The sequence below is a fragment of the Nostoc mirabile CHAB5784 genome, assembly GCF_020829645.1.
Classification (GTDB): domain Bacteria; phylum Cyanobacteriota; class Cyanobacteriia; order Cyanobacteriales; family Nostocaceae; genus Nostoc; species Nostoc mirabile.
This window is the reverse complement of the sequence record NZ_JAIVFS010000015.1, coordinates 1-22,150: the sequence shown is the minus strand read 5'-3', so window position 1 is coordinate 22,150 and position 22,150 is coordinate 1. Positions and strand designations below refer to the sequence as shown.

The following is a 22,150-nucleotide window of genomic DNA, read 5'->3' as shown; positions in this document are numbered from 1 at the left end:
ATTTTGAGCAGGCGGGAATTCTAGACCCAGCCCTTTGAGTCTAGTTAGTAGAATTAAAGGAAATACTAACCCAACTTCAACTCATGATAAAAACTATCGAAGGCATTTATCAGGATGGAGAAATTCACCTCACCCAGTTACCGCAAGATATTAGCGATCGCTCTCAAGTTCTTGTCACCTTTCTAGACACTGCCAAAATCGACCCCACCAAATTACGCCAACTGATTGATCAATTGGAGACAATTGCTGGTATTGGACAAGGTTTCGAGGAACTCAACGCTGGTCAAACTCGCCCCATTGGGGATTTCGTCCAAGAAATGCAGCAAAAGTATGGCATTTCAGGTTGAGATTACCCCAATCGCAGAAACTCAGATTGAGCAAGCTTATCGCTGGTATCGAGAGCGGAATCCTGAATTTGCTGATCGTTGGTTTCGAGGATTGATGAATGCTATTGCTACCTTACAAAAGAAGCCCCAACGTTGTGCTTTAGCAGTCGAACATGAAATTTTTCCAGAAGAAGTATGTCAACTCCTTTATGGGAAAGCCAAAAATGTATACCGAGTACTTTTTACGATTCGAGGTACTACAGTTAATGTATTGTATGTGCGCCACAGTGGCCAAGCACCACTGACAGTAGATGCTCTAGAGGAGTTAGAAGGTGGAGTTTAGGATTTAAAGGCGATCGCTATGGTACTTTACCAGTCTCTGCAAATCAACTTTTGCGAGTCATGGAACTCAAACAGCTAGCGAAAAAACTCGGATTTAGTCGCATTAAACCAGAAAACAAGCTGCACGTCGTTTTAGAAACTCGCAGAAAAGGGGGTTAGATAAATTAAGCTTTTTAGCAATTTTTGCCTAAGTCATGACGATATCTCGCACAGTCGCAGATGTTAACCATCATTTGGAGTTGCTCAATTTAAGTAATAGGCCAAAACTCAAGACAGCTAAACTAGCAAATCCAAAGGTAGGTTCGGGAATCGATTTTGCAACTACAAGCGGTTGAATTTCAGAAGAGGTAATATAGTTGGTGAGAAAAGGCTTGCCAATATAATTAAGATAAGGCAAACCAACAATATTAGCAGTATACTCATCTAAATTTTCATAAGTTGAGAAAGTTAATTTAGAATTACTAGAGTTAAATCCAAAAGAACTTAAACTAGATACACCCAACCATTTCTCTTGCGGAACTTTGGAGTTGCCAGAAAATATCAAATCAAACGTATTTAACTCACTTGTGTAAATTAACCCATCATTATTCTGATCCACACCAGAAAATGAACCAGACAAGATACCTCCTCCTTCCCAGCCTGATTGTGTAAAGGCGTAGTCCAGAAATGCAGCTTGTACTTGGTTAACTGAGCTTCCTAGCAAGCTGAAAATACTAATAGTAGTTGTAAGTGCTATTTTTGGGAACCATTTCATAGTTTTGTGCCAGAGAATTGTTGAGGGATTTTTGATATTGAAAAAGAGAAAATACTTGCTCAACACTAGCTGTTATTCACCCAAAGGCGCTCCTTCACGACGTGGGTCAGCACCACTAACTAGCCCCTGATTAGTCAGTACAATTCCGGTGGAACCACTGGTTAATTGTATAACGCTGATTGTATGACCCCTAGCTTCTAAAGCAGATTTGAGGTTGGCAACATCTGTATTTTCTTCTAGTTCAGTTGGGCCATTACGACTACCAAAATTTGGCAAAGATAGCGCTTGCTGAATGTCCAATCCCCAGTCCAGATGGGCTACTATTGCTTTAGCGACATAATTAATGATTTGCGGCCCACCAGCTGAACCAATTACCATTACTAGCTTGCCATTGCGATCAAAGACCATCATGGGAGCCATTGAGCTTCTAGGGCGTTTCTTGGCTTCTATGCGATTAGCAACGGGCTTTCCTTCTGATGTCGGCGAAAAAGAGAAATCTGTCAGTTGGTTGTTAAGTAAAAAGCCTCGTACCATTAATCTTGAGCCAAAGGCATCTTCAATGCTAGTAGTCATTGAAATAGCGTTACCTGCCGCATCGACAATTGAAACATGACTAGTAGATGGCAAATCCCTAGATTGATCTTTACCCAAGGGATTTACTTGCTGTAACAATGGATTGCCTGCTTGGGCTTGACCGATTGAACGTTCAGGATTGATTATTGCTGCCCGTAACTTCAGGTAGTTAGGGTTAATTAATTCTTTGACTGGTACTGAAACAAAATCTGTGTCAGCTATATATAAATTTCTGTCAGCATAGGCTAAACGTCCAGCTTCAGAAAATAAATGGACTGCTTCTAAAGAAGCTGGCTTTAAAGCTGCCAGATTAAATTGTTGAAGAATACCTAAAATTTGCAGTACGGTTAAACCACCAGAACTTGGAGGCCCCATACCGCAAACTTTGTAAATTCGATAAGTGCCACAAACTGGTTCTCGCAGTTTAGCTTGATATTGCACTAGATCAGTGGTGGTTAAGTCACCTGATACAGCAGCTTGGCTCACCGTAGCTACTATGTCTTTAGCAATATTTCCTTGATAAAAGGCATCAGCGCCTCCTTTGGCAATCTGACGCAATACCTCTGCCAAAGACTGATTGACCAATCTTGTACCAACTGGCTTGGGTGTACCATCGGGTTGATAGAAATAGCTCTTAGCTGGCTCGTTGCGAGATAGATATTGATCCCTACTTAGCAGAGTGTACAAACGTGGTGAAAGTGGGAAACCTTGTTCAGACAGTTGGATAGCTCCTTGAAACAGTTGCGACCAAGGTAACTTGCCATATTTTTTGTGTGCCAACTCTAGCATTCGTAACACCCCAGGCACACCTACAGATTTACCTCCGACAACAGCATCATAAAACTGTAATGGTTTGCCATTGGCATCGAGAAAGCGATCTGGTTTCGCCGCAGCCGGTGCAGTTTCTCGACCGTCATAAGTGACCAACTTCTTCGTTTTGGCATCGTAGTGAACAAGGAAAGCACCACCACCAATACCTGAAGATTGCGGCTCTACCAACGTCAGTACCATTTGGACTGCAATAGCAGCATCGATCGCACTACCTCCACGACGTAGAACATCGCGTCCGGCTGCTGATGCTAGTGGATTTGCAGCTACTACCACATACTTATTTGTGCGAACAGCTTCACGCTCAACTCGACCACTTGCAGCCTCCGGTGGAGGAGGGTTTTGGGCTTTGCCTATGATAGCTGGCAAGAGGGCAGCACTGAGTGTGAGAGGGAGCAAACAAGTCTTTAACGCAAGCTTAGATGCTGTAGTCAACGCAACTCTCCGAATTTAAATATTTCATTTATCGTTAATGCTGGAATTGCAAGAAAATCTCATCGAAACTCTAGTAATATTGAGAGTCTTGCTTGTTGATTTCTTGTTTACTTCACAGATTAACTTACAAGACATCAAGTTACAGCATATTAGGATACTAGTCAACTATTTATCACTTTTAAAAATTTTGATTGTGTATGTATTGAAAACAAAGCGATACCTTCTCTGCGAGACGCTACGCGTAGCTTGCTTCCCCGTAGGGGTACGGTGGGCTACGCCAACGCCACCCGCACCACCTGTAAAGATATCTTTGCCAGTAAGCTGTTCCACATCTAATTTGCAAATTTAAATTAGATAAACTCGTCTATCTACTGCTAAGTAAGTCGGTTTTAAAAAATCAACCTATGTGACGAAATATAAAATCAGAAAACAGCTTATAAATTGGTCATTCCAGAGTTTTTATAAAACTAAACATACATGGGTTTTATCATGCCGACTTACTTATGCCAGCCATTAGATACCTAACTCAATCGCAGAAATGAAAGTTTACAAAAAGCTCTTTCAGAGAGTAGGTAAGGACGATACAGTTTATCTGTCAGTGTTCAGCATCAATTTGCTGCTCTGATTCATCTACTAACTTGCTTGGTTCACCAGGGTAGAAGTCATAGTCCACAATCTCAAGACGCGCTTTGTGTATTATCCTGGAAAAGTTACGGTGCGCGGGTTGGGAGTTTTTAAGGCAGCTCAACAATTACAGAATTTGATTGATGCTTTTAGGAGAATGCAGGGTGCGATTCCAGAGGCAGCTATGCTTGTTAGCATATTCTCACAAACTAGCTCAACAAGTTTATGAAAATTAGAGCAATTATTCATCCAGCAGAAGAAGGCGGCTATTGGGCAGAGGTTCCCGCGCTTCCCGGTTGTATTACCGAAGGAGACACCATAGAAGAGGTAATGACTAACTTAAAGGACGCTATTGAAGGTTGGCTTGAAGTTGCCAACAGTCGTAATGCAATTGAGTCAACAGATCAAGTTGTCGAAATTGCTGTATGAAATCGATTTCTGGCAAGCAACTTTGTAAGATTTTGGAGCAAAAAGGTTGGGTTTTGCAAAGAATTAGTGGCAGTCATCATTGACGTTGCTGTTTACCCAAAGATTGAATCTCTTCAATCAGATTTTGCAGATCAATCTGACTCCACTGCTGATTGCGAAGTAAAGTTACTTGTTCCTGTGTCCAAGCGTAAAAATCAGTTTTGTAGAGGCTTGGTGAAAGCATTGGTATCTTTGGGTTTGTTTCAGGTACACCCATTAAGTTAGTTCAACCTCAACGTCTTTGCTTTTATTGTAGAACTGTCTCAAACTCTACTAGTTCTGCTATTGAGAGCGATCGCGCTTTGCTTCCACCCCAAGCGATCGCACCCAACAGAGTGCAAGCAGAGATAATTTATAGTATGACTTTCGTAACGATTAACAGCCATGACTGAGCTACTTGAACAAGCGATCGCTAAACTAAAAAATTTACCTGCCAATGAACAAGATGCGATAGCAGCGATGATTTTGGCAGAACTAGAAGATGAACAATTTTGGGATGAAGCTTTTGCCCGTTCTCCAGACATACTTGCCAAACTTGCAGCCGAGGCAATGGCTGAATACCGTGCAAGAAGGGTGGCAAAATCTAAAGCAGAATTAACGTAGATTGCTGTTAATTAGAGCGATCGCTTTTTTATATCTCAAAATTTTGATATCATATATAGTATCATCTCTCAATGAGCAAGTTAAGAAAATTAGTAGATCAGTTCCTAAAGCGACCTCCAGAAGTGCGGTTTCAGGAAGTTTACTATCTATTGGAAGCTTTTGGCTTTCAAGAGAAAAGGTCTAAGGGTAGCCATCATAGCTTCCGAGACTCCCAAGGTAAAACCATCACTGTACCCAAAACAGGAGGACAAAAAGTTAAAGGAGTTTATGTACAGCAAATAGTTGAACTATTAAATTTAGAAGAGTGGATTGATGAAGACACTGAACCAGAAGAACCAGCAGATTGAGAAGCCGTCCTTAGAATATTATTTAAATCTTCAGTACCCTTTAACACTTTACCCCGATCCAGAGGAAGGTTACGTAGGTCAAATTAAAGATTTACCTGGATGTCTTACCCAAGGCGAAACCCTTGAAGAGACAATGGCAAATCTCAATGAGGCGCGGGAATTGTGGATTGAAACAGCTTATGAAGCCGGCGATGATATCCCCTTACCAAGTAATAATGATAGCTATAGCGGTAAACTACTACTACGGATGCCAAAATCTTTACATCAACGTTTAGCTGAGACTTCTGAACGGGAGGGCGTTAGTCTCAACCAGTATATTGTGTCTTTGCTGAGTGCGGTAACATAATTAAGAGCAAAGCAATCTTAGTAAATCGCCAGAGATTTTATAAATATTCAAAAAATACTTCAGGTACTAATCTTAATTCCCCAGATTTCAAGCGAGAAATATCTATCCATAAGGCTCTATGTTTATGAGTTTGTGATTCTGAAAAAACTAAACTTTCCAGTTGATAAAATTTGGAATCAACAAAGTCACATTGATAAAGCTGAATAATTTCATGACCTTGCCTACCACTAAATGTAAACAGGTTTTCTATACAACCTAGATATTTAATATTCGTTAACTCTGCCTGAATTTCCTCTTGAAACTCCCGTTCTAAGGCGGCGCGGCTGGTTTCGCCAAATTCAACACCACCGCCTAAAGCGCGATAAAATGTTTCTTGCTTTACGGGATCGTAGCCTTCAGAAAGAAATATGCGTTCGCCATCCCGAATTAGCCCCAAGGCTATTACCCGAATTTCGCCTGCTTTATTCATTTTTGTAACTAATTATCGTAAATAGACTGAGGACGACTTTCGCTACCCTCAATAGGCCAATCTGGATTTTCGCCACCGATGTACAATTCTTCAATGGTGACATATTCCTGACTTAGCTGGCTAAGGGCGTTGATTAAAATATCCAGAGCGATCGCATCACTGGTTCCTAAGTCAAACCAACAACGCCCCCACTGACCCTCATATTCAAACTCACCAATGTTGTGCATCAGTGCTAGCAGGCTTTTGTCATACCCTTGCTCATCATAATTCATGTAGCTGATATCGAGTCCAGTGTCCTGCACCTGAAGATTCTCTGCATTAAATGCACCCAATTTACCCAGATAAAACCAGGAATTGAAAACTTCTTCTACATACTGCTTTTCACGCGCAGAAGGATTTGTGCTGAATTTCAGCCAAATCCACACATCAAAAGGATTAATTTCGCGGAACTGAATCTCCATTTTGGTCTAGTATCTCAATTACTGTTCTGCAAATAAGCATATCAAAGTAGGGAGTGGGGAATGGGGAATGGGGAGTGGGGGCTAAGGATTCTTTAGGGTAACAGCATTTTTGCGTTCACTCTCAATTTGTTTGACTAAATCGCCTGGGAGTTGGGATTTTTTAGTTAATGCTTTGTCAAAATTAGCGATCGCTTCCTTGATCATCTGCTGGCTTTTTTCTTTTTGCCCCAGTTCTTTCAGGATTTGGGCTTTTAGATAATAAATTTCTGGATTATCGGATGTGGTTTTGATCGCCCGGTTTACATACTCTAGTGCTTGTGGATACCGTTTTAAATCGCGGTAAGCAAGAGCAATACCCCGATCCACGAGATACCCAGGAGCAGCATTTTTTTCTAAGCGTCCAATTGCCTGATCTGGGCTAGCAAAAGGCAAATTAACCGCCAATAATAAATCCATATAACCCTTGATTAAATTCAGTTCTGGGTCGTTGGCAGAAATTGCTTCGGCTTTGTCTAAATATTCATAAACTTGCCGCAACCGACTAAAAGCTTGGGGTACACCGTTGACTGTACCCTCACGGGTGAGAACTACTGCACCCTCTAAAAAATGACCAACAGCAGTGTATAAATTACCACGCAATGGATCGCTAGGAATTAATTTTTGTCCGGCTTCTAGAGTTTTCTGACTGTAGGTGTCTAATTTAGCCCAATCTTTATTTCCGTATGCTAAAGATGCCTTCATAGCATAAGCTAGAGGTTCATTTGGCTCTTTGGATACTGCTTGTTCCAGATAACGCTCTGCGGCTGGATAGTTGCCTTGTTGGAAAATCGCTTTAAAAGCGGCTTCTGTTTGGTCGCCAATTTGATGAGGTTCACGATTGCGAAACGGATCGCCAGCCAAGGAGGGATTTACCCACAAATTAAGTGCGATCGCAGCGCCAAAAGCAGTCTGAGCAAGGTTAGTGAGTCTAGCAGACACTACTAATCGAGGCGAAGAAAACCTTTTAGTCATTTTAACCCTCAGAATATTTGCGGTTGAAATAGTTGTATGTGTTACTTAGAATGCAAAAATGGTTAATTTTTACACTGAGCGAAGTCGAAGTGTTAACTTGCCTCTGCTTCAACCAAAATTTTCTTATATAAAGGTTGACTTTGGTAATTTTTCCATGTTCCCAGGCTGGTTATAGCCAAAGTTTTAATGGTGGGTCTGTCACAATGGAGAAAAAGTGGATGATTCTTGCTGCTAGATTAAGGTGTTAATCCTTTCTTGGAATTTTCCAGATGCTCTTAGTGTAGCTAATCAGTAATTTGCTGACTTTTTGGTAATCTTAACAAATGCTCTATCTCCGAAATCTAAATTATCATCCCACAGCGTGCCCAACAGCGATTCTCAAATCGATTAACTTGGAATTAGCACCCCAGCAGCTAGGTCTGATTATTGGCGCGAGTGGTTCGGGTAAAAGTACCTTACTAGAAATTTTGTCGGGACTAGCCGAACCCACTAGCGGCGCACTCTTCTGGCGGGAACAAGAACTTATAGCCGAACAGCTGCAACAATTAGCTGGGTTGGTATTTCAGTTTCCAGAACGGCACTTTTGCGGTGGTTCAATTTTAGAAGAATTGCGTTTAGGACATCCTGAGTTAGGGTCAGAACGAGTTAAACAGGCCCTTACTGAGGTGGGATTAGAGCATTTATCGCTCTTTGCCGCCCCCCATGCTTTGAGTGGTGGTCAGCAACGACGTTTAGCTTTGGCTGTGCAATTGATTCGCCAGCCAAATTTACTGTTATTGGATGAACCCACAGCTGGGTTAGATTGGTCAATGCGTCGGCAACTGGTAAATTTATTAGCGAAACTGAAACAAGATTGGACGCTGTTGGTAGTGACACACGATGCTGGGGATCTGTTAGCGATCGCAGATCGTTGCTGGACACTCAACCACGGTGAATTAGAATCAGTAGACCCAAAAACACTAGAATCCAAAGTCAAAGAACCTCTACCATCGGTGTAAGAAAAGAGCAAGGGGACAAGGAGACAAGGGGAGCAGGGGAGGCAGGGGAGGCAGGGGAGGCAGGGGAGGCAGGGGAAGAAGAAGTATTGATTTTTGACCAATGATCAATGACCAATGACTAATGACTAATGACAAATGACAAATGACAAACCTATTGCCTGAGATGGCAGAAATCTGGCAGCAAACTCTCAATTGGCAACCAACTGTCCAACAGCAAGCGCAATTCCAAAGGCTTTATGAGTTAATCCTAGAAGGTAATCGCCAACTCAATTTAACTCGGATCACCGACCCCCAAGAGTTTTGGGAAAAACATCTCTGGGATTCTTTGCGAGGAATTGCGCCCTTGTTATCAACAAATTTCTCCCCTACTTCCCCTACTCTCATCGATATTGGTACAGGTGCGGGTTTTCCGGGTATTCCAGTGACAATTACTGTACCTAATTGCACAATTACTCTTCTGGATTCCACTCGGAAAAAAATTACTTTTCTCGACAATATATTAACTGAACTTGCCCTTACCAATGCCAAAACTCTTGTTGGTAGGGCTGAAGAAATCGGTCATCACCTGCAGCATCGACAAGCTTACGATATTGGATTGATCCGTGCTGTAGGTGCAGCCTCTGTCTGTGCAGAATATACCCTACCACTGCTCAAACAGGGAGGTTTAGCCATAATCTATCGCGGTAATTGGACGGAGGATGAAACAACTGCTTTGCAAAATGCTGTTAACCAGTTGGGTGGGGTCATTGAATCAATCGAAAAATTTACAACACCTTTGAGTCACAGCATCCGTCATTGCCTTTATTTACGTAAGGTAGCAAACACACCAGCTAATTTTCCTCGTGCTGTTGGTATACCTACTCAAAAGTCATTGTAATTCGTAATTCGTAATTCGTAATTCGTAATGACGCTCCTACGTCGCTAACGCTACGCTAACGTAATTCGTAATTAAGAACATAATTTATTATTAAGACACTGGAATTTTAATGATAAATTCTGTACCCTTACCCAAAACGGAGTTGCAGATCAACTTACCATTATGCGTTTCTTCAACAATTTGACGAGCGATCGCTAATCCTAATCCCGTTCCCTTGCCAACCTCTTTAGTGGTAAACAAGTGGTCAAAAATATGTGCTTTAATACCCTCTGGCATTCCCGGTCCGTTATCTTTGATTTGAATTACTACCGTATTCTGGTCGCTGGATACTTCAGTGTGAATTATAATTTGCTGAGAATTAGCTTGTAATTGGGCAAATGTTCGCCCAACGCTTTCTGTATCTAATACATCAATTGCATTAGCAAGAATGTTCATAAATACTTGATTTAACTGTCCTAAAAAGCACTTAACAGGCGGTAATTTACCATAATCTGTAATTACCTCAATTGTCGGACGTTTCTCTGACGGTTTGAGGCGATACTTCAAAATTAACAGTGTACTCTCAATTCCTTCATGCAGATTGCAAGCAACTTTTTCAGATGTATCGGCTCTAGAAAAGGTACGGAGACTAGTGCTAATGCCCGTAATGCGTTCTGTCGCTACTTTCATTGAACCTAGCAGCTTTAGTAAGTCCTCACTGAGGAATTCTAAGTCAATTTTCTCGGCAAGGTTGGTGACAGCAGGTGCAAGCTGGGGATGATGTTGCTGCACGCATTGCACATACTTAAATAAATCTTGGATATACTCTTCAGTATTATTCAGGCTACCTTTGAGAAATCCAAGGGGGTTGTTAATTTCGTGTGCTACCCCTGCAACTAAGTTACCCAAGGTTGCCATTTTTTCACTTTGGACTAATTGCAATTGTGCGTTTTTAAAATTATCTAGCGCTTGCGAAAGCTCTGCGGTGCGTTCTTGTACCCGTTGCTCTAAGATATGCTTTTGTTGCGCTAATTCTAAATTTGCTTGTCGCAGTTTCAGATGAATCCCAATGCGTGCAAGTACTTCTTCTTGTTGAAATGGTTTTGTAATATAATCTACAGCCCCTAATGCTAAACCTTTGACTTTATCGGTTGTATCATTAAGAGCAGTCATGAAAATAATCGGAATTTCGCAGGTATTCTGTTGAGATTTTAATTGACGACAGGTTTCAAAGCCATCAATTCCTGGCATCATTACATCTAGTAAAATTAAATCTGGGGGATAGTTTTTTACCGTCTCGATGCCGTGCCAACCATCCATTTCTACTAGGACTTTATAACCGGCTCGGTCAAGTGCATCATATAGCACTTCGATATTAGTTGGATGATCGTCAATAATCAGAATTGTTTGACCTTTACCATCAGTTGCCATCACTTTTCAATCTCCTACCTAAATCTTTGTTGATTCCTGAGATTGGTTTATCGACTCTTGGAGAAAATGACGAACTGTCTGAATATTGAAGCCTTTAACCAATTGCCTGAGTTCTTGAATAAAGGGTTGATATTGTTCATCTAATTGAGCTAATTGATCCAATTCTTCTCGGATACCTCTAAAGTACCCAGTTTCCACATGTTCTAATAACCTTTTTAAATCATAAATACTTGGAATTACAATGGTTTTGGCGCTTGCGGCTATATCGATTGGATATTTTATATTAGTATCTGTATATACCCAATTTAGTTGTAATTGCTTGGCTAATGCAGCATAAAGTTCATCTGCTTGCACGGGTTTTGCCAAGAAATCGTTACCACCAGCAGCTAAACTCTTTTGGCGGTCAATCTCAAAGACGCTAGCAGAAGAGACAATCACAATGGCATCACGTAAAGTTTCAGACTGACGCAATTGTTTGAGCATTTCCCAGCCATCCATTATGGGCATGGCTAAATCACAAATGATCATATCGGGGCGATCGCGTGTGATTTTTTCTAAACCCTCTTCTCCGTTGTTGGCTTCGATAACCTCAAAACCAAGGGGTTGCAAAAGATTGACAATTACTGACCGATTTTCCCAACGGTCATCGACAATTAGGATTTTTTTGCGATGCTCTTTCACAGAGGTTGCGCCAACGCCAGAATATCCAACAATTCTGCCAGATGGTGTAACGGAATTTGCTTGTACCCAATCAGTTGCGATCGCACAGTCAATATTAAAGAAAAACTTACTACCAACCCCTAATTGGCTTTCAACCTGGATTTGACTAGCCATCAACTCAACAAATCGCCGGCTGATAGCAAGTCCTAATCCTGTTCCTTCACTTTGGCGTTTGCTATCCCCGACTTGCTCAAAGGGGAGGAAAATTTTCTCTAATTGCTGGGGACTCATACCGATGCCCGTATCCTGAATATAGAAGCGAAGATTAGTTATATCCCCTAACACCACTTCCACCTTAAATGTGACACTGCCTTTGTCGGTAAACTTAATGGCATTTCCCAGTAAGTTAATCAGAACTTGTCGCAGACGCTTCTCATCAGCAACAATACCCATTGCTGAATTCTCCGGCGGCTGATAAATAAACTCAATACCCTTTTGTTCGGCTTTAATGCGGCAGATTTCCACAACACTTTGTAGAAGTGCAGGTAGATAGAATGGGACGAGATGTAGTTCTAGTTTGCCAGCTTCGATTTTAGATAAGTCGAGAATATCGTTAATTAAAGTCAGTAAATGCGAACCACATTGATAGATAATATCAATGCCACGCTGTTGTTTTTCGTCAGATGCAGTACGGGCAAGAATTTGGGCATAGCCTAAAATTCCGTTGAGCGGTGTTCGCAATTCGTGGCTCATGTTTGCGAGAAAATCGCTCTTGGCATGATTAGCAGCATCGGCGGTAAGTTTCGCTTCCTTTAACTCGTGGGTGCGTTCTTCTACCCGACTTTCTAATTCCTCGTTGGTTTTAGCTAATTGTTGATTGGTTTGCTCAATAGTGGTGAAAGAATCCCGTAACTGCTGCGCCATGCGGTTAAAGGACTGCGCCAATCTACCCAATTCATGCACTGACGGTACTTCTACCTGTTGATTTAACTCACCTGCGGCAATTGCTTCTGATGCTTGACTCAAGCGCAAAATTGGACGAGCAATCCAGCCAGAGGTGTAGAAGCCTAAAATAGTCGCTAATATTAATGCACCCAAACACAACAAAATTGTCGTGTGCGTGTTGGCGTTAATTTGTCCCATAAAGTCAGATTCTGGAACCGTTACAACCACAAGCCAATCTAAACCCCATTCATCCCGCCAAGGTGCCACCTGAATAAAATGGCGCTGATTGTTGAGTTGAAATTCCAGCGACTGATTGTCTTTGATGTTTGACAAATTATTAAAATACTCAGTTAAATGTTTTGCAGTAGCTTGAATCAGTGGATCTTTACTGTCAGAACCTTGAAGCCGTTTAGCTTTGCCATTAACAAGTGTAAAAGGTTGTTCTTTGTTGGAAGTTGCAATTAACAATCCATTGCGTTCCAAAATAAAAGTTTTTCCAGATGGACTGACTTTTAACTGCTGGAGAAAATCACTAATCTGCGTCAGTCGCTGGTCAACTCCAATAACACCGATCAAATTCTTGTTTTTGTCATAGACTGGGCGATTAGCAGATACGGATAGCGTGTAAGGTGGCGATTGCCATTGATAAAGCGTCCACATCGATTTGCCTGTCTTTGCTGGTTCCTCACACCAAGCTTCTTCCATAGGAATGTAAGGGCCATTATCGAGCGCCAGGTTAGCCCGATTCCCTTGTTTATCTGTGTTGTAGAGATACCAATGTTGGTTGCCATTGCGCTTGTGGGAAACATCGACTGTAACGCGACCATCCTCAAAGAAGCGTCCAGCACCTGCAAAATCTCCGGTCTTCAAGCAAAAAGTAATATAGCCAATATTATGCAGTTGGAGTTGCTTCCAGAAAAACTGCCCAAGTTGCTGTGGATTGTTAGGGTCAAGTAATCCCATATCCATCGCACCACCGTTAATTTCAGCTAGATGACGACCTGTATTCAGGTAACTATCTAGATCCTGGTCGATGCGATCGCTAACTTCATTTTGCAATCGATTGGCTAAATCATTTACTGCTTGTTGTCCGTTGCGAAGAGATAAATAGCCTGTCAGTCCTACTGCGGCGAAGATTTGCAAAACGAAAGGAAGCACAAGCACTAAGCGTAGCGGTAGATTCCCCTTGGGAGGAGAATTTTTGTTATTTGATAGCATCACCTCAGATTGGCTCCCCTTACATCCTGACGATTATCATTTGTTATTTATAGGATTCCCAAATTAATCTCGGTGATTAATCTTTTAATCCAATATTATTTCTACTGCTTGGGAGTAACAATATATTAAGTTTCTGAGATAATGGGCTATACCTCAATACGCTTGGGTTAAGGCTAAAACTCTTTGTCATAGTTAATTTTTTTAACGAACCACAGAGGCAATAGAGTTGCCAGTGCGCCCTTGCGGTTCCCCGACTTGTTCGCGCAGCGTCTCCCCTTGGGAGAAGCAACTGGCGCGGCACTGAGAGAAGAAAGAAACGCTTAACTGAACTGTATTGGCTTTTAGACAACACGACTGGTATCAAAAAACTGGCAGCAGAATATTGTTTCTGTTGCCAGTTTATAAGTGCCTATAACTCTAAATTGTTGCCTCGCTCAGGCAAATTTAGTTGCTGCTGCAAAGCGCTTGTTAATCTCATCCCAATTAACTACGTTCCACCAAGCATCTAAATAATCGGCGCGGCGATTTTGGTAATTGAGATAATATGCATGTTCCCATACGTCATTACCCAGGATGGGATATTTACCTGCACTTAAGGGACTATCTTGGTTAGCTGTAGTTGTCACTTCCAACTTGCCACCTTTGTTACGCACTAGCCAAACCCAACCACTACCAAAACGACCAGCACCAGCTTCGTTAAACTGTTTTTTGAAAGCTGCAAAAGAGCCAAAATTTTGATTAATCGCGGAGGCTATATTTCCTGTTGGTTCTCCCCCACCTTTCGGCTTCATAATTTGCCAGAACATTGAGTGGTTCACATGACCACCGCCATTATTGCGTACTGTATTGCGAATATCTTGTGGTACATTGTCAAGTTTCTGCAACAGTTCTTCAACGCTTTTACCTTTGAGTTCTGGATGTTTAGCTAACGCTGCATTCAGGTTTTTTACATAAGTTGCGTGGTGTTTATCGTGGTGAAATTGCATCGTTTTGGCATCGATGTGTGGTTCCAGTGCTTCGTAGGCGTAAGGTAAAGGCGGTAGTTGGATAACCCCTGTTGTATTTGCTGTTGTATTTGGTGTTGCAGCGTTTCCGTCAGGAGATTTCTCTGCTAATGCACAAGCATCTAATGCAAAAGTACCCGCACCTGATGTGAGTAAAAACAAGAAATACCGTCGATTAATAGTCATATAAGTTTTTGCAGGGAATCCATTAAGTCTCTATTGCAGTTTATATTCTCTTAGATTCTGGCTACAAAAAATTGGGAATTTGCAATTATTTCTGGCAGTTTAAGAAACTCTTTATAAAATTCTGTCCCCTGTTTTGGGATCAAATACAAATAACTGATTTAAATCAAGTTGTAGAGAAAGGCGATCGCCTGGACGCGGACGCACATCCCCGCCCACCTGAATATTCAACACTACCGGCGAACCAGGTAAACCAGCACGAATCAAAGTTTCCCTTCCCAAAGGTTCCACCACTTTAACTTCTACAATCAGCTGACTCTCATTTCCTTCTTGGTGACTTCTCTGCGAGACGCTACGCGATGGCGGTTCGTTAATAAAAATATGCTCTGGACGAATCCCCAAATCATAACTGTGTCCCTGACGCAACTGTAATTTTTCTTTCACAACTGCTGGAATTTTTAATAACTGTCCACTTACATCAAAACCGTTATTTTCATAGATTGCAGGCAAAATATTCATTGGTGGACTGCCTAAAAAACTTGCCACCATCTGATTAGCAGGACTTGCATAAATAGTTTGGGGATCGCCAATTTGTTGAATCCGCCCGCGATTTAGCACGACGATTTTATCAGCCAAAGTCATCGCTTCAACTTGATCGTGGGTGACGTAAATAGTTGTAATGCCTAGCTGTTGATGTAACTGTTTCAATTCAGCCCTTGTATCATCGCGCAATTGGGCATCTAAATTAGATAAAGGTTCGTCAAGTAAAAACACTTGTGGTTCACGAGCGATCGCTCTCCCTAATGCTACTCGTTGTTGCTGTCCCCCGGAAAGTTGTTTCGGCTTGCGATCCAGCAAATGATCCAGAGAAAGCGATCGCGCCACATTCATCACCCGTTCTTGAATGATTTTCGAGTCAACCTTTCGCATTTGCAAGCCAAAGCCGATGTTTTGCGCCACACTCATGTGAGGATAGAGAGCGTAATTTTGGAATACCATCGCTACATCCCGTTGTCTGGCTGGGATATTATTCACCAAGCGATCGCCAATAAAGAGTTTGCCAGATGTAGCGGTTTCTAAACCAGCGATCGTTCGCAAAATTGTAGACTTTCCACAACCCGATGGCCCAACTAAAACCCAAAACTCGCCATCAGGAATTTCAAAGGTAATATCCTCAATAGCGGTGACGTTATTGAATCTACGTTTAATATCTTCTAGACGAACGTTTGCCATTATCTGATTTGATATTTTCAGTTTGGGATCTGCGGCACTTCCAACTAAGCACTAGGAGGTTTGATCCGCCTCCTCAGAGGAACTGTGAGGCTGCTTTGCAAGTGCAGAAACTTGGTTGTTCTGCACAACTCTAATCAGAAATCTTAGAGCCTCATTGACGGCATCAGCATTGGGAAAAACCTCTGCAACATCAGGTTCTAAACGAATTGTTGTCTTCCCAAAGCTCTTTCGTTCAGGGCCGAACTTTCTGACCCTTAGGCTGTTTAAGTCATACTCTGATCGCAGTTCGTCTTCCATTTCTGGCTTACCCTTCTTTATATGCTTTTCGCTCCGATGGCGTTACTTCTCTTGCGCTAATGAGACGAATCGAATTTCCTCTCTCTGTATACGACATGATTAGTAAGCGTCCCCGATTTGACTCTCCAATAATAAGGTAACGCTCCTCATCATCAGAGTGGTCTGGATCATAGAAGTCAACATAGAGCGGATCATCGAAAATAGTTTTGGCTTGGGATTGATCATAATTTATTTGTACGTAGGCTCAAAATCATTTTTCTGGATTCTTCGACCAAGCTGGATGAGAAAGTAAAGAAGCAAAGACTCGTACCCCCCGAAGTTGATTAGAGAGGGGTAAGTGACCTCTAGGCGCACTCAAATCCCAGGTAAACTCGTTAGGGTATCGCGTCCAGTTATTACCTGCTTTCCAGCCAATTTTCGGCCAGAAATTCTCCCAATTTTTACCCAAACTTAACCAGATTTCTCGCTGCACTGAAAAGCCAAATTTACCTTCGGAGTGGACTAACCAGAGGTTATTAATGGTTTGCAAGTCAACAGTCGAGGTATTTCCAACCTCAGTAAAGTACAACCATTTTCGTTGTACAGCCGTTGGCCCTGATAGTTCACACATTTTTTCTATGGTGACGCGATCGGCTGCTTGGAAGTCTTGAACAGCTAGTAGCTGTTGCAAAGAATTGTAGTTAATCCCGCACTCTGATTTTAGAGGTACAATTCCTTCAGGAAAACAAGAGCGCAGAAATTCTTTGGCTTGAGGTGCATCGGAGTTATAGAGGACTTGGTAAGCTTTGCCATCGATCCAAGTAGCTGGGTTTTCGCGTCGTTTCAGTAAAAATTCCATCAACACGTCTAATCCCTCATTACCCAACTCAGCTAATTGTGGGATTATCTGTTGTTGGACTTTTTCAGACCCAGCGATTAACGGTTGTCGGAGGGAGTCGATGTCATTTGCAGGGACTGATAAAATCATTGGGTCTGTCATGCCATTCTTGTGTTAACGGTCAGTGAAAGAGCGGTAAGCTATCGGGCATTCTCCAAGGTGAAGCATTGATAGCGAAAAGTAGTTTACTATTTTTGATCGTACAAAATTGCGATCGCTTCACTGAATCCCACACTTAATCCCCAAATAATGTACAAGGGGAATAGGGGGAAAATCTGTGCCTTATGGCTTGGTGAACAAAAAACACAGCAAAATATACAAGCCTGCCACATAAGGTTTTTTTGAATAGCAGCGTATCGATTAGGAGTGTGTGAAGTATGTACGAAAAGATTACCCCCCCCGCAGCCGGAGCAAAAATTACCTTCAAAAATGGTGAACCAATCGTACCGGACAATCCAATTATCCCCTTTATTCGTGGCGATGGTACAGGTATAGACATCTGGCCTGCTACCCAAAAGGTGCTAGATGCTGCGGTAGCCAAAGCATATAAGGGTCAGCGTCAAATTAGTTGGTTCAAGGTTTACGCTGGGGACGAAGCTTGTGATTTATACGGCACATACCAGTATTTACCTCAAGACACTCTGACGGCAATTGAAGAATATGGTGTAGCTATTAAAGGGCCTTTGACTACTCCCGTTGGGGGGGGAATTCGTTCTTTAAATGTAGCATTGCGACAAATTTTTGACTTGTATGCCTGCGTGCGTCCTTGCCGTTACTATGCAGGTACGCCCTCACCCCACAAAAATCCCGAAAAGCTGGATGTAATTGTTTATCGGGAGAATACAGAAGATATTTATTTAGGCATTGAGTGGCGACAAGGTAGCGAAATCGGCGATCGCTTAATTAAAATTCTCAATGAAGAACTGATCCCCGCCACCCCAGAACATGGGAAAAAACGCATTCCTCTTGATTCTGGTATTGGCATCAAACCCATCAGCAAAACTGGTTCCCAGCGCCTAGTCAGACGGGCTATCAAACACGCTTTGCTATTGCCCAAACACAAGCAACAGGTGACTTTAGTGCATAAGGGCAACATTATGAAGTACACCGAAGGCGCTTTCCGCGATTGGGGTTATGAATTAGCAATCAGTGAATTTCGCGCCTGTACTGTCACCGAACGGGAATCTTGGATTTTGAGTAACAAGGAGAAAAATCCCAATATTTCCTTAGAAGAAAACGCCCGCGAGATTGATCCTGGGTTTGATGCTCTCACCGAAGAGAAAAAATCGCAAATTGTCAAGGAAGTTGAAACTGTTCTTAACACAATTTGGGCAACCCACGGCGATGGCAAATGGAAAGAGAAAGTTTTGGTAAATGACCGGATTGCTGACAGTATTTTTCAACAAATCCAAACCAGACCGGATGAGTATTCGATTTTGGCGACGATGAACTTGAACGGCGATTATTTGTCTGATGCGGCGGCTGCGATTGTTGGGGGCTTGGGAATGGGGCCAGGGGCAAATATTGGTGATTCTAGTGCCATATTTGAAGCTACCCACGGCACTGCACCCAAACACGCCGGTTTAGATCGGATTAATCCTGGTTCAGTGATTTTGTCTGGTGTGATGATGCTGGAATTTCTGGGTTGGCAAGAAGCCGCAGACCTAGTTAAGAAAGGTTTAAGCGATGCGATCGCGAGTAGTCAAGTCACCTACGATTTAGCCCGGTTGTTAGAACCGCCTGTTGAACCCTTAAAATGTTCTGAATTTGCCGAGGCGATTATTCAGCATTTTGGTTAAGTTTACTAGGGTTAATTAGTCGATTGAAGAAGAATTCAGCTATTCTGACCGGAGGCGGAGCGTCTCCGGCTCCGCTCCTGAATTCTGACTTCTGAATTCTTCTTCAATTGCAAAAAACACCAAAATCAGAAAGCAAACTGGGGTTTGAGAAAGTCAAATGGCATTTTGAGTAAGTCAAAGCTTCTTTTACTTGCGGAAAACACCAAAATGAGAAAGCAAAAGCTTGTTTTGAATAAGTCAAAGCTTCTTTTACTTGCGGAAAACACCAAAATGAGAAAGCAAAAGCTTATTTTGAGTAAGTCAAAGCTTCTTTTACTTGCGGAAAACACCAAAATGAGAAAGCAAAAGCTTGTTTTGAATAAGTCAAAGCTTCTTTTGAGTAAGTAATTGCGGACTTTGCTTATTGAATTTAGTCCAAATATGAAGTTTAGATAAAATTATTGAAAAAATTGCTGATAAATGCTGTTTAGTTTTTACTTTTGATTCCGTTTCTCCCCTTTTTAAGCGCGGTCTTCTCACATTGGGAGAGGCTAGGGCGTATTTTCAAACCTTTCTTGAAGCACCTGAGTCTTGGAGATCCCCCCTTACCCCCCTTAAAAAGGGGGGAAAAGAAACTCTAAAAGCCCCCCTTTTTAAGGGGGGTTGGGGGGATCTTCGAGTTTGAAAACAGTCCCTAGCGCCAAGGGGGTTTCCACGCCACTTGCTTTATGCCGGGGAACCCGTCCACCGCAGTGGCTCCCCATGAGCGATTGGCATGGGTTAGGGGGATCTAAAAGTGCCTAAAGTCACAGCGAAACACTTTTCAAACAATCTCTTAGACAGTTTCAATCCCTGCGTACCTAGAGCTTCTTGAAGTATCTGGCGATCGGTAACAACCTGAAGCCGAGCTTTTCATAGGTGTGACGTGCTGGAGCATGACCCGGATCGCCTCCGGTCTCGACCATAGCAACAGACATCCCAGCATCTTTCATCCAATCAAGAGCAAATTGTGTCAAAGCGCTGCCAATTCCGTGACCTTGAAAGTCTGGATCGACAGCGACCATGTAGATTTCACCCATGCTCGTCTCCGAGTCTAGTTTCACGGCTACAAAGCCCACGATTGAATCAGCATTGATAGCAACCCATACATTTGTGTCCTCTGCACCGCAGACACCCTTGACAGCATTTTGCTGGCTCACACGCCAATCGGGATAGAATTCTCGGTAAACTTCAAAGTCCATCACTTTCTGAATCGAATCAAAGACCGGAGTCCATGCTCGAAGCGAAAGACAAATGACTGCATCAAGTTGATGAGTTTCGTAAGGTTCAATCCGCATTGCCATATGGGACTTCCAAATAAAAAAATACTCAAAAATTAACGAAAAAGCTCTCTCCTCCTCATTCCTCTGTGTCGCGCCAGTTGCTTCAAGTCGGGGAACCGCAAGGGCGCACTGGCTTCTCTGTGTCTCTGTGGTTCGTTTATTTGGGTAATTTATTTCTTGGAAGTCCCTATTCCAACTAACGCCGAAGGTTCCCAAATAATCAAGCCGCTAAACTATTATTTGAACCGCTCCCTTTTCCAAATCCTGTGAAAAGTTAGAGTTAAAAACAGGGAGGGGTTCGTCGAACTCAATTACACTAATTGCTTTAACTGTGATTTTGCTAATTTATCAGGTGCGATCGCTCCATTCTCTGTAATGATGGCTGTAATCAACTCTGCCGGAGTCACATCAAAAGCTGGGTTGTAAAAATCTACACCCGCAGGTGTGAGAATGGTATCGCCAACTTGATAGATTTCTGTTGAATCGCGTTCTTCAATGGGAATTTTGCTGCCATCGGCTAATTCAAAATCAACGGTGGAAAGGGGTGCAGCTACAAAGAAGGGGATATTATGTGCTTTAGCGGCGATCGCAACACTATATGTACCAATTTTATTAGCAGTGTCGCCATTAGCAGCAATTCGATCAGCACCCACAACTACAGCATGAATCAAACCCTGTTTCATGCAATGGGCTGCCATATTATCAGTAATTAATGTAACTGGAATACCTTCTTGCACACATTCCCAAGTGGTGAGTTTTGCGCCTTGCAAACGGGGACGGGTTTCGTCGGCAAATAAACGTTCTAAACGTCCTTCCCTCCAAGCGGAACGCACCACACCCAAGGCAGTGCCATAACCAGCCGTAGCTAACGCCCCAGCATTACAGTGAGTAAGTAAAGTCAGCTTTTGTGGAGTATTGGGCAAGACTGCTAAACCATTGTCGCCGATCGCGTGACAGGTTTGTAAATCTTCAGCGTTAATTGCTTGGGCTGTTTGGAAAAGGGTTTGCTTGATATCTTCTACCGTTCCCAGTGTTTCGTAGGCGGCTTTCATCATCCGGCTAATTGCCCAAAATAAATTCACCGCCGTTGGACGAGTAGAACGCAACAACTGGGCTACTTTATCTAAGTGTTGCAAAAATTCGTGGCGATCGCTTGTTTTAATTTCCCTTGCGCCAAGATACATTCCATACCCCGCAGCCACACCAATTGCAGGCGCACCTCGAACAATCATGGTTTTAATCGCCCGCGCCATATCTTCACTGCGGTGAATTTTCACAAATGTATATTCGTTGGGTAAGCGGGTTTGGTCAATTAGTGACACTGAGTCGTTGTGCCAAATGACGGGATAAACCTGGTTTGTGGAAGGTGTCATAGAAAGAGGTAGTTAGTAAATGGGCAATATTTTTTACTTTAACAAGAAAGAATTTAGGAGCCAGAATTTAGAATTAAATTCTGCGCGACTGGTGGATAGCACAGCGCTAAGGAGTCCTCAACGCGATTTTCTACATTTTTAGGACTTACGCAAAAGTACACGCGCTCAGGGGCAATTCATGAATTGCCCCTACGTGAAATAAGGGTTTCGGCTATTGTTTGCGTAAGTCCTGATTTTGCTAGAAGGAGTCACGTCGCAACTTGTGATTTGAACGATAATTTAGCCAAACGGTCACGAAATACTTCAAAAACACTTAGGACAAGATATACTTCATACTTGAGAAATGAGTTGTAAGAATGATAATCGTATAGTTAGGGGGAGACAAGGG

General features: G+C 42.4%; 25 protein-coding genes and 2 pseudogenes. 12 read left to right on the top strand and 15 right to left on the bottom strand.

Features of this window, described 5'->3' with window-relative positions:
• The first annotated feature begins 83 nt into the window (after positions 1–83).
• The 3 genes and pseudogenes from LC653_RS12390 to LC653_RS47305 all read left to right on the top strand — a co-directional run.
• Positions 84–347 carry a hypothetical protein gene (locus tag LC653_RS12390; protein ID WP_229494759.1) on the top strand — a complete coding sequence of 88 codons (264 nt, stop codon included), beginning with the start codon at positions 84–86 and terminating at the stop codon, positions 345–347.
• Positions 331–669: a type II toxin-antitoxin system RelE/ParE family toxin gene (locus LC653_RS12385; RefSeq protein ID WP_229494758.1), complete on the top strand. Its 339-nt coding sequence runs from the start codon at positions 331–333 to the stop codon at positions 667–669. Before LC653_RS12390 ends, LC653_RS12385 begins: the two co-directional genes overlap by 17 nt.
• An 11-nt stretch (positions 670–680) precedes the next feature.
• Positions 681–809, top strand: a pseudogene (locus LC653_RS47305) (TRCF domain-containing protein); the annotation flags it as partial.
• Between the two features lie 88 nt (positions 810–897).
• On the opposite strand, the gene LC653_RS12380 reads toward LC653_RS47305, so the two are convergent.
• Both LC653_RS12380 and ggt read right to left on the bottom strand, forming a co-directional pair.
• A complete protein-coding gene (locus tag LC653_RS12380) occupies positions 898–1,422 on the bottom strand; it encodes a hypothetical protein (RefSeq protein ID WP_229494757.1) in 525 nt (174 codons plus the stop codon).
• 72 nt (positions 1,423–1,494) lie between these two features.
• On the bottom strand, positions 1,495–3,258 hold the full coding sequence (gene ggt / locus LC653_RS12375; protein WP_229494756.1) for a gamma-glutamyltransferase: 1,764 nt from the start codon (positions 3,256–3,258) through the stop codon (positions 1,495–1,497).
• Positions 3,259–3,928: 670 nt separating this feature from the next.
• Here ggt and LC653_RS47300 point away from each other — a divergent pair.
• The 3 genes and pseudogenes from LC653_RS47300 to LC653_RS47295 all read left to right on the top strand — a co-directional run.
• Positions 3,929–4,111, top strand: a pseudogene (locus LC653_RS47300) (hypothetical protein); the annotation flags it as partial.
• Positions 4,108–4,311 carry a type II toxin-antitoxin system HicB family antitoxin gene (locus tag LC653_RS12370; protein WP_229494755.1) on the top strand — a complete coding sequence of 68 codons (204 nt, stop codon included), beginning with the start codon at positions 4,108–4,110 and terminating at the stop codon, positions 4,309–4,311. The pseudogene LC653_RS47300 and the gene LC653_RS12370, both read left to right, overlap by 4 nt.
• Complete coding sequence (locus tag LC653_RS47295; RefSeq protein WP_372478173.1) at positions 4,308–4,394, top strand: type II toxin-antitoxin system HicA family toxin; 87 nt, start codon at positions 4,308–4,310, stop codon at positions 4,392–4,394. Before LC653_RS12370 ends, LC653_RS47295 begins: the two co-directional genes overlap by 4 nt.
• Here the strand turns inward: LC653_RS47295 and LC653_RS12365 are convergent.
• Complete coding sequence (locus tag LC653_RS12365; protein ID WP_308189078.1) at positions 4,388–4,567, bottom strand: DUF29 family protein; 180 nt, start codon at positions 4,565–4,567, stop codon at positions 4,388–4,390. The genes LC653_RS47295 and LC653_RS12365 overlap by 7 nt on opposite strands.
• 167 nt (positions 4,568–4,734) lie before the next feature.
• Between LC653_RS12365 and LC653_RS12360 the strand changes: the two genes are divergently transcribed.
• From LC653_RS12360 to LC653_RS12350, 3 genes are all read left to right on the top strand, one after another.
• Positions 4,735–4,953: a hypothetical protein gene (locus LC653_RS12360; protein WP_229494754.1), complete on the top strand. Its 219-nt coding sequence runs from the start codon at positions 4,735–4,737 to the stop codon at positions 4,951–4,953.
• Positions 4,954–5,024: 71 nt separating this feature from the next.
• Positions 5,025–5,300, top strand: a complete 276-nt coding sequence (locus tag LC653_RS12355) for a type II toxin-antitoxin system HicA family toxin (protein ID WP_229494753.1) — start codon at positions 5,025–5,027, stop codon at positions 5,298–5,300.
• On the top strand, positions 5,266–5,646 hold the full coding sequence (locus LC653_RS12350; protein ID WP_229494752.1) for a type II toxin-antitoxin system HicB family antitoxin: 381 nt from the start codon (positions 5,266–5,268) through the stop codon (positions 5,644–5,646). Before LC653_RS12355 ends, LC653_RS12350 begins: the two co-directional genes overlap by 35 nt.
• 37 nt (positions 5,647–5,683) lie before the next feature.
• Here LC653_RS12350 and LC653_RS12345 read toward each other — a convergent pair whose 3' ends face one another.
• The 3 genes from LC653_RS12345 to LC653_RS12335 form a co-directional block, all read right to left on the bottom strand.
• Complete coding sequence (locus LC653_RS12345; RefSeq protein ID WP_229494751.1) at positions 5,684–6,115, bottom strand: NUDIX hydrolase; 432 nt, start codon at positions 6,113–6,115, stop codon at positions 5,684–5,686.
• An 8-nt stretch (positions 6,116–6,123) separates the two neighbouring features.
• Positions 6,124–6,576: a DUF3531 family protein gene (locus LC653_RS12340; protein WP_100898442.1), complete on the bottom strand. Its 453-nt coding sequence runs from the start codon at positions 6,574–6,576 to the stop codon at positions 6,124–6,126.
• Positions 6,577–6,657: 81 nt separating this feature from the next.
• A complete protein-coding gene (locus tag LC653_RS12335) occupies positions 6,658–7,587 on the bottom strand; it encodes a Sll0314/Alr1548 family TPR repeat-containing protein (RefSeq protein ID WP_229494750.1) in 930 nt (309 codons plus the stop codon).
• 323 nt (positions 7,588–7,910) lie between these two features.
• Between LC653_RS12335 and LC653_RS12330 the strand changes: the two genes are divergently transcribed.
• Both LC653_RS12330 and rsmG read left to right on the top strand, forming a co-directional pair.
• Complete coding sequence (locus LC653_RS12330; protein WP_229494749.1) at positions 7,911–8,585, top strand: ABC transporter ATP-binding protein; 675 nt, start codon at positions 7,911–7,913, stop codon at positions 8,583–8,585.
• Between the two features lie 142 nt (positions 8,586–8,727).
• Positions 8,728–9,462 (top strand): 16S rRNA (guanine(527)-N(7))-methyltransferase RsmG, encoded by a 735-nt coding sequence (rsmG, locus tag LC653_RS12325; protein WP_229494748.1) that lies wholly within the window; start codon positions 8,728–8,730, stop codon positions 9,460–9,462.
• A gap of 90 nt (positions 9,463–9,552) precedes the next feature.
• On the opposite strand, the gene LC653_RS12320 is transcribed toward rsmG, so the two are convergent.
• The 7 genes from LC653_RS12320 to LC653_RS12290 all read right to left on the bottom strand — a co-directional run bounded on the left by LC653_RS12320 (position 9,553) and on the right by LC653_RS12290 (position 17,391).
• Positions 9,553–10,872, bottom strand: coding sequence for a hybrid sensor histidine kinase/response regulator (locus LC653_RS12320; protein WP_229494836.1), 1,320 nt, complete (start codon positions 10,870–10,872; stop codon positions 9,553–9,555).
• A gap of 18 nt (positions 10,873–10,890) precedes the next feature.
• Positions 10,891–13,695, bottom strand: coding sequence for a hybrid sensor histidine kinase/response regulator (locus LC653_RS12315; protein ID WP_229494747.1), 2,805 nt, complete (start codon positions 13,693–13,695; stop codon positions 10,891–10,893).
• Between the two features lie 434 nt (positions 13,696–14,129).
• Positions 14,130–14,885 (bottom strand): superoxide dismutase, encoded by a 756-nt coding sequence (locus tag LC653_RS12310; RefSeq protein WP_229494746.1) that lies wholly within the window; start codon positions 14,883–14,885, stop codon positions 14,130–14,132.
• A gap of 111 nt (positions 14,886–14,996) precedes the next feature.
• On the bottom strand, positions 14,997–16,115 hold the full coding sequence (locus LC653_RS12305) for an ABC transporter ATP-binding protein (protein WP_229494745.1): 1,119 nt from the start codon (positions 16,113–16,115) through the stop codon (positions 14,997–14,999).
• Positions 16,116–16,166: 51 nt separating this feature from the next.
• Positions 16,167–16,412, bottom strand: a complete 246-nt coding sequence (locus tag LC653_RS12300; RefSeq protein ID WP_229494744.1) for a hypothetical protein — start codon at positions 16,410–16,412, stop codon at positions 16,167–16,169.
• A gap of 7 nt (positions 16,413–16,419) precedes the next feature.
• Positions 16,420–16,644, bottom strand: a complete 225-nt coding sequence (locus LC653_RS12295) for a BrnT family toxin (RefSeq protein WP_308189079.1) — start codon at positions 16,642–16,644, stop codon at positions 16,420–16,422.
• 18 nt (positions 16,645–16,662) lie between these two features.
• Positions 16,663–17,391, bottom strand: coding sequence for a GUN4 domain-containing protein (locus tag LC653_RS12290; RefSeq protein ID WP_229494743.1), 729 nt, complete (start codon positions 17,389–17,391; stop codon positions 16,663–16,665).
• Between the two features lie 275 nt (positions 17,392–17,666).
• On the opposite strand from LC653_RS12290, the gene LC653_RS12285 reads away from it, so the two are divergent.
• Positions 17,667–19,088, top strand: coding sequence for an NADP-dependent isocitrate dehydrogenase (locus tag LC653_RS12285; RefSeq protein WP_229494742.1), 1,422 nt, complete (start codon positions 17,667–17,669; stop codon positions 19,086–19,088).
• 839 nt (positions 19,089–19,927) lie between these two features.
• Here the strand turns inward: LC653_RS12285 and LC653_RS12280 are convergent.
• Positions 19,928–20,605 (bottom strand): GNAT family N-acetyltransferase, encoded by a 678-nt coding sequence (locus LC653_RS12280; protein WP_229494741.1) that lies wholly within the window; start codon positions 20,603–20,605, stop codon positions 19,928–19,930.
• 95 nt (positions 20,606–20,700) lie between these two features.
• Positions 20,701–21,762 (bottom strand): S-methyl-5-thioribose-1-phosphate isomerase, encoded by a 1,062-nt coding sequence (gene mtnA, locus LC653_RS12275; protein ID WP_229494740.1) that lies wholly within the window; start codon positions 21,760–21,762, stop codon positions 20,701–20,703.
• Positions 21,763–22,150: the final 388 nt, after the last annotated feature.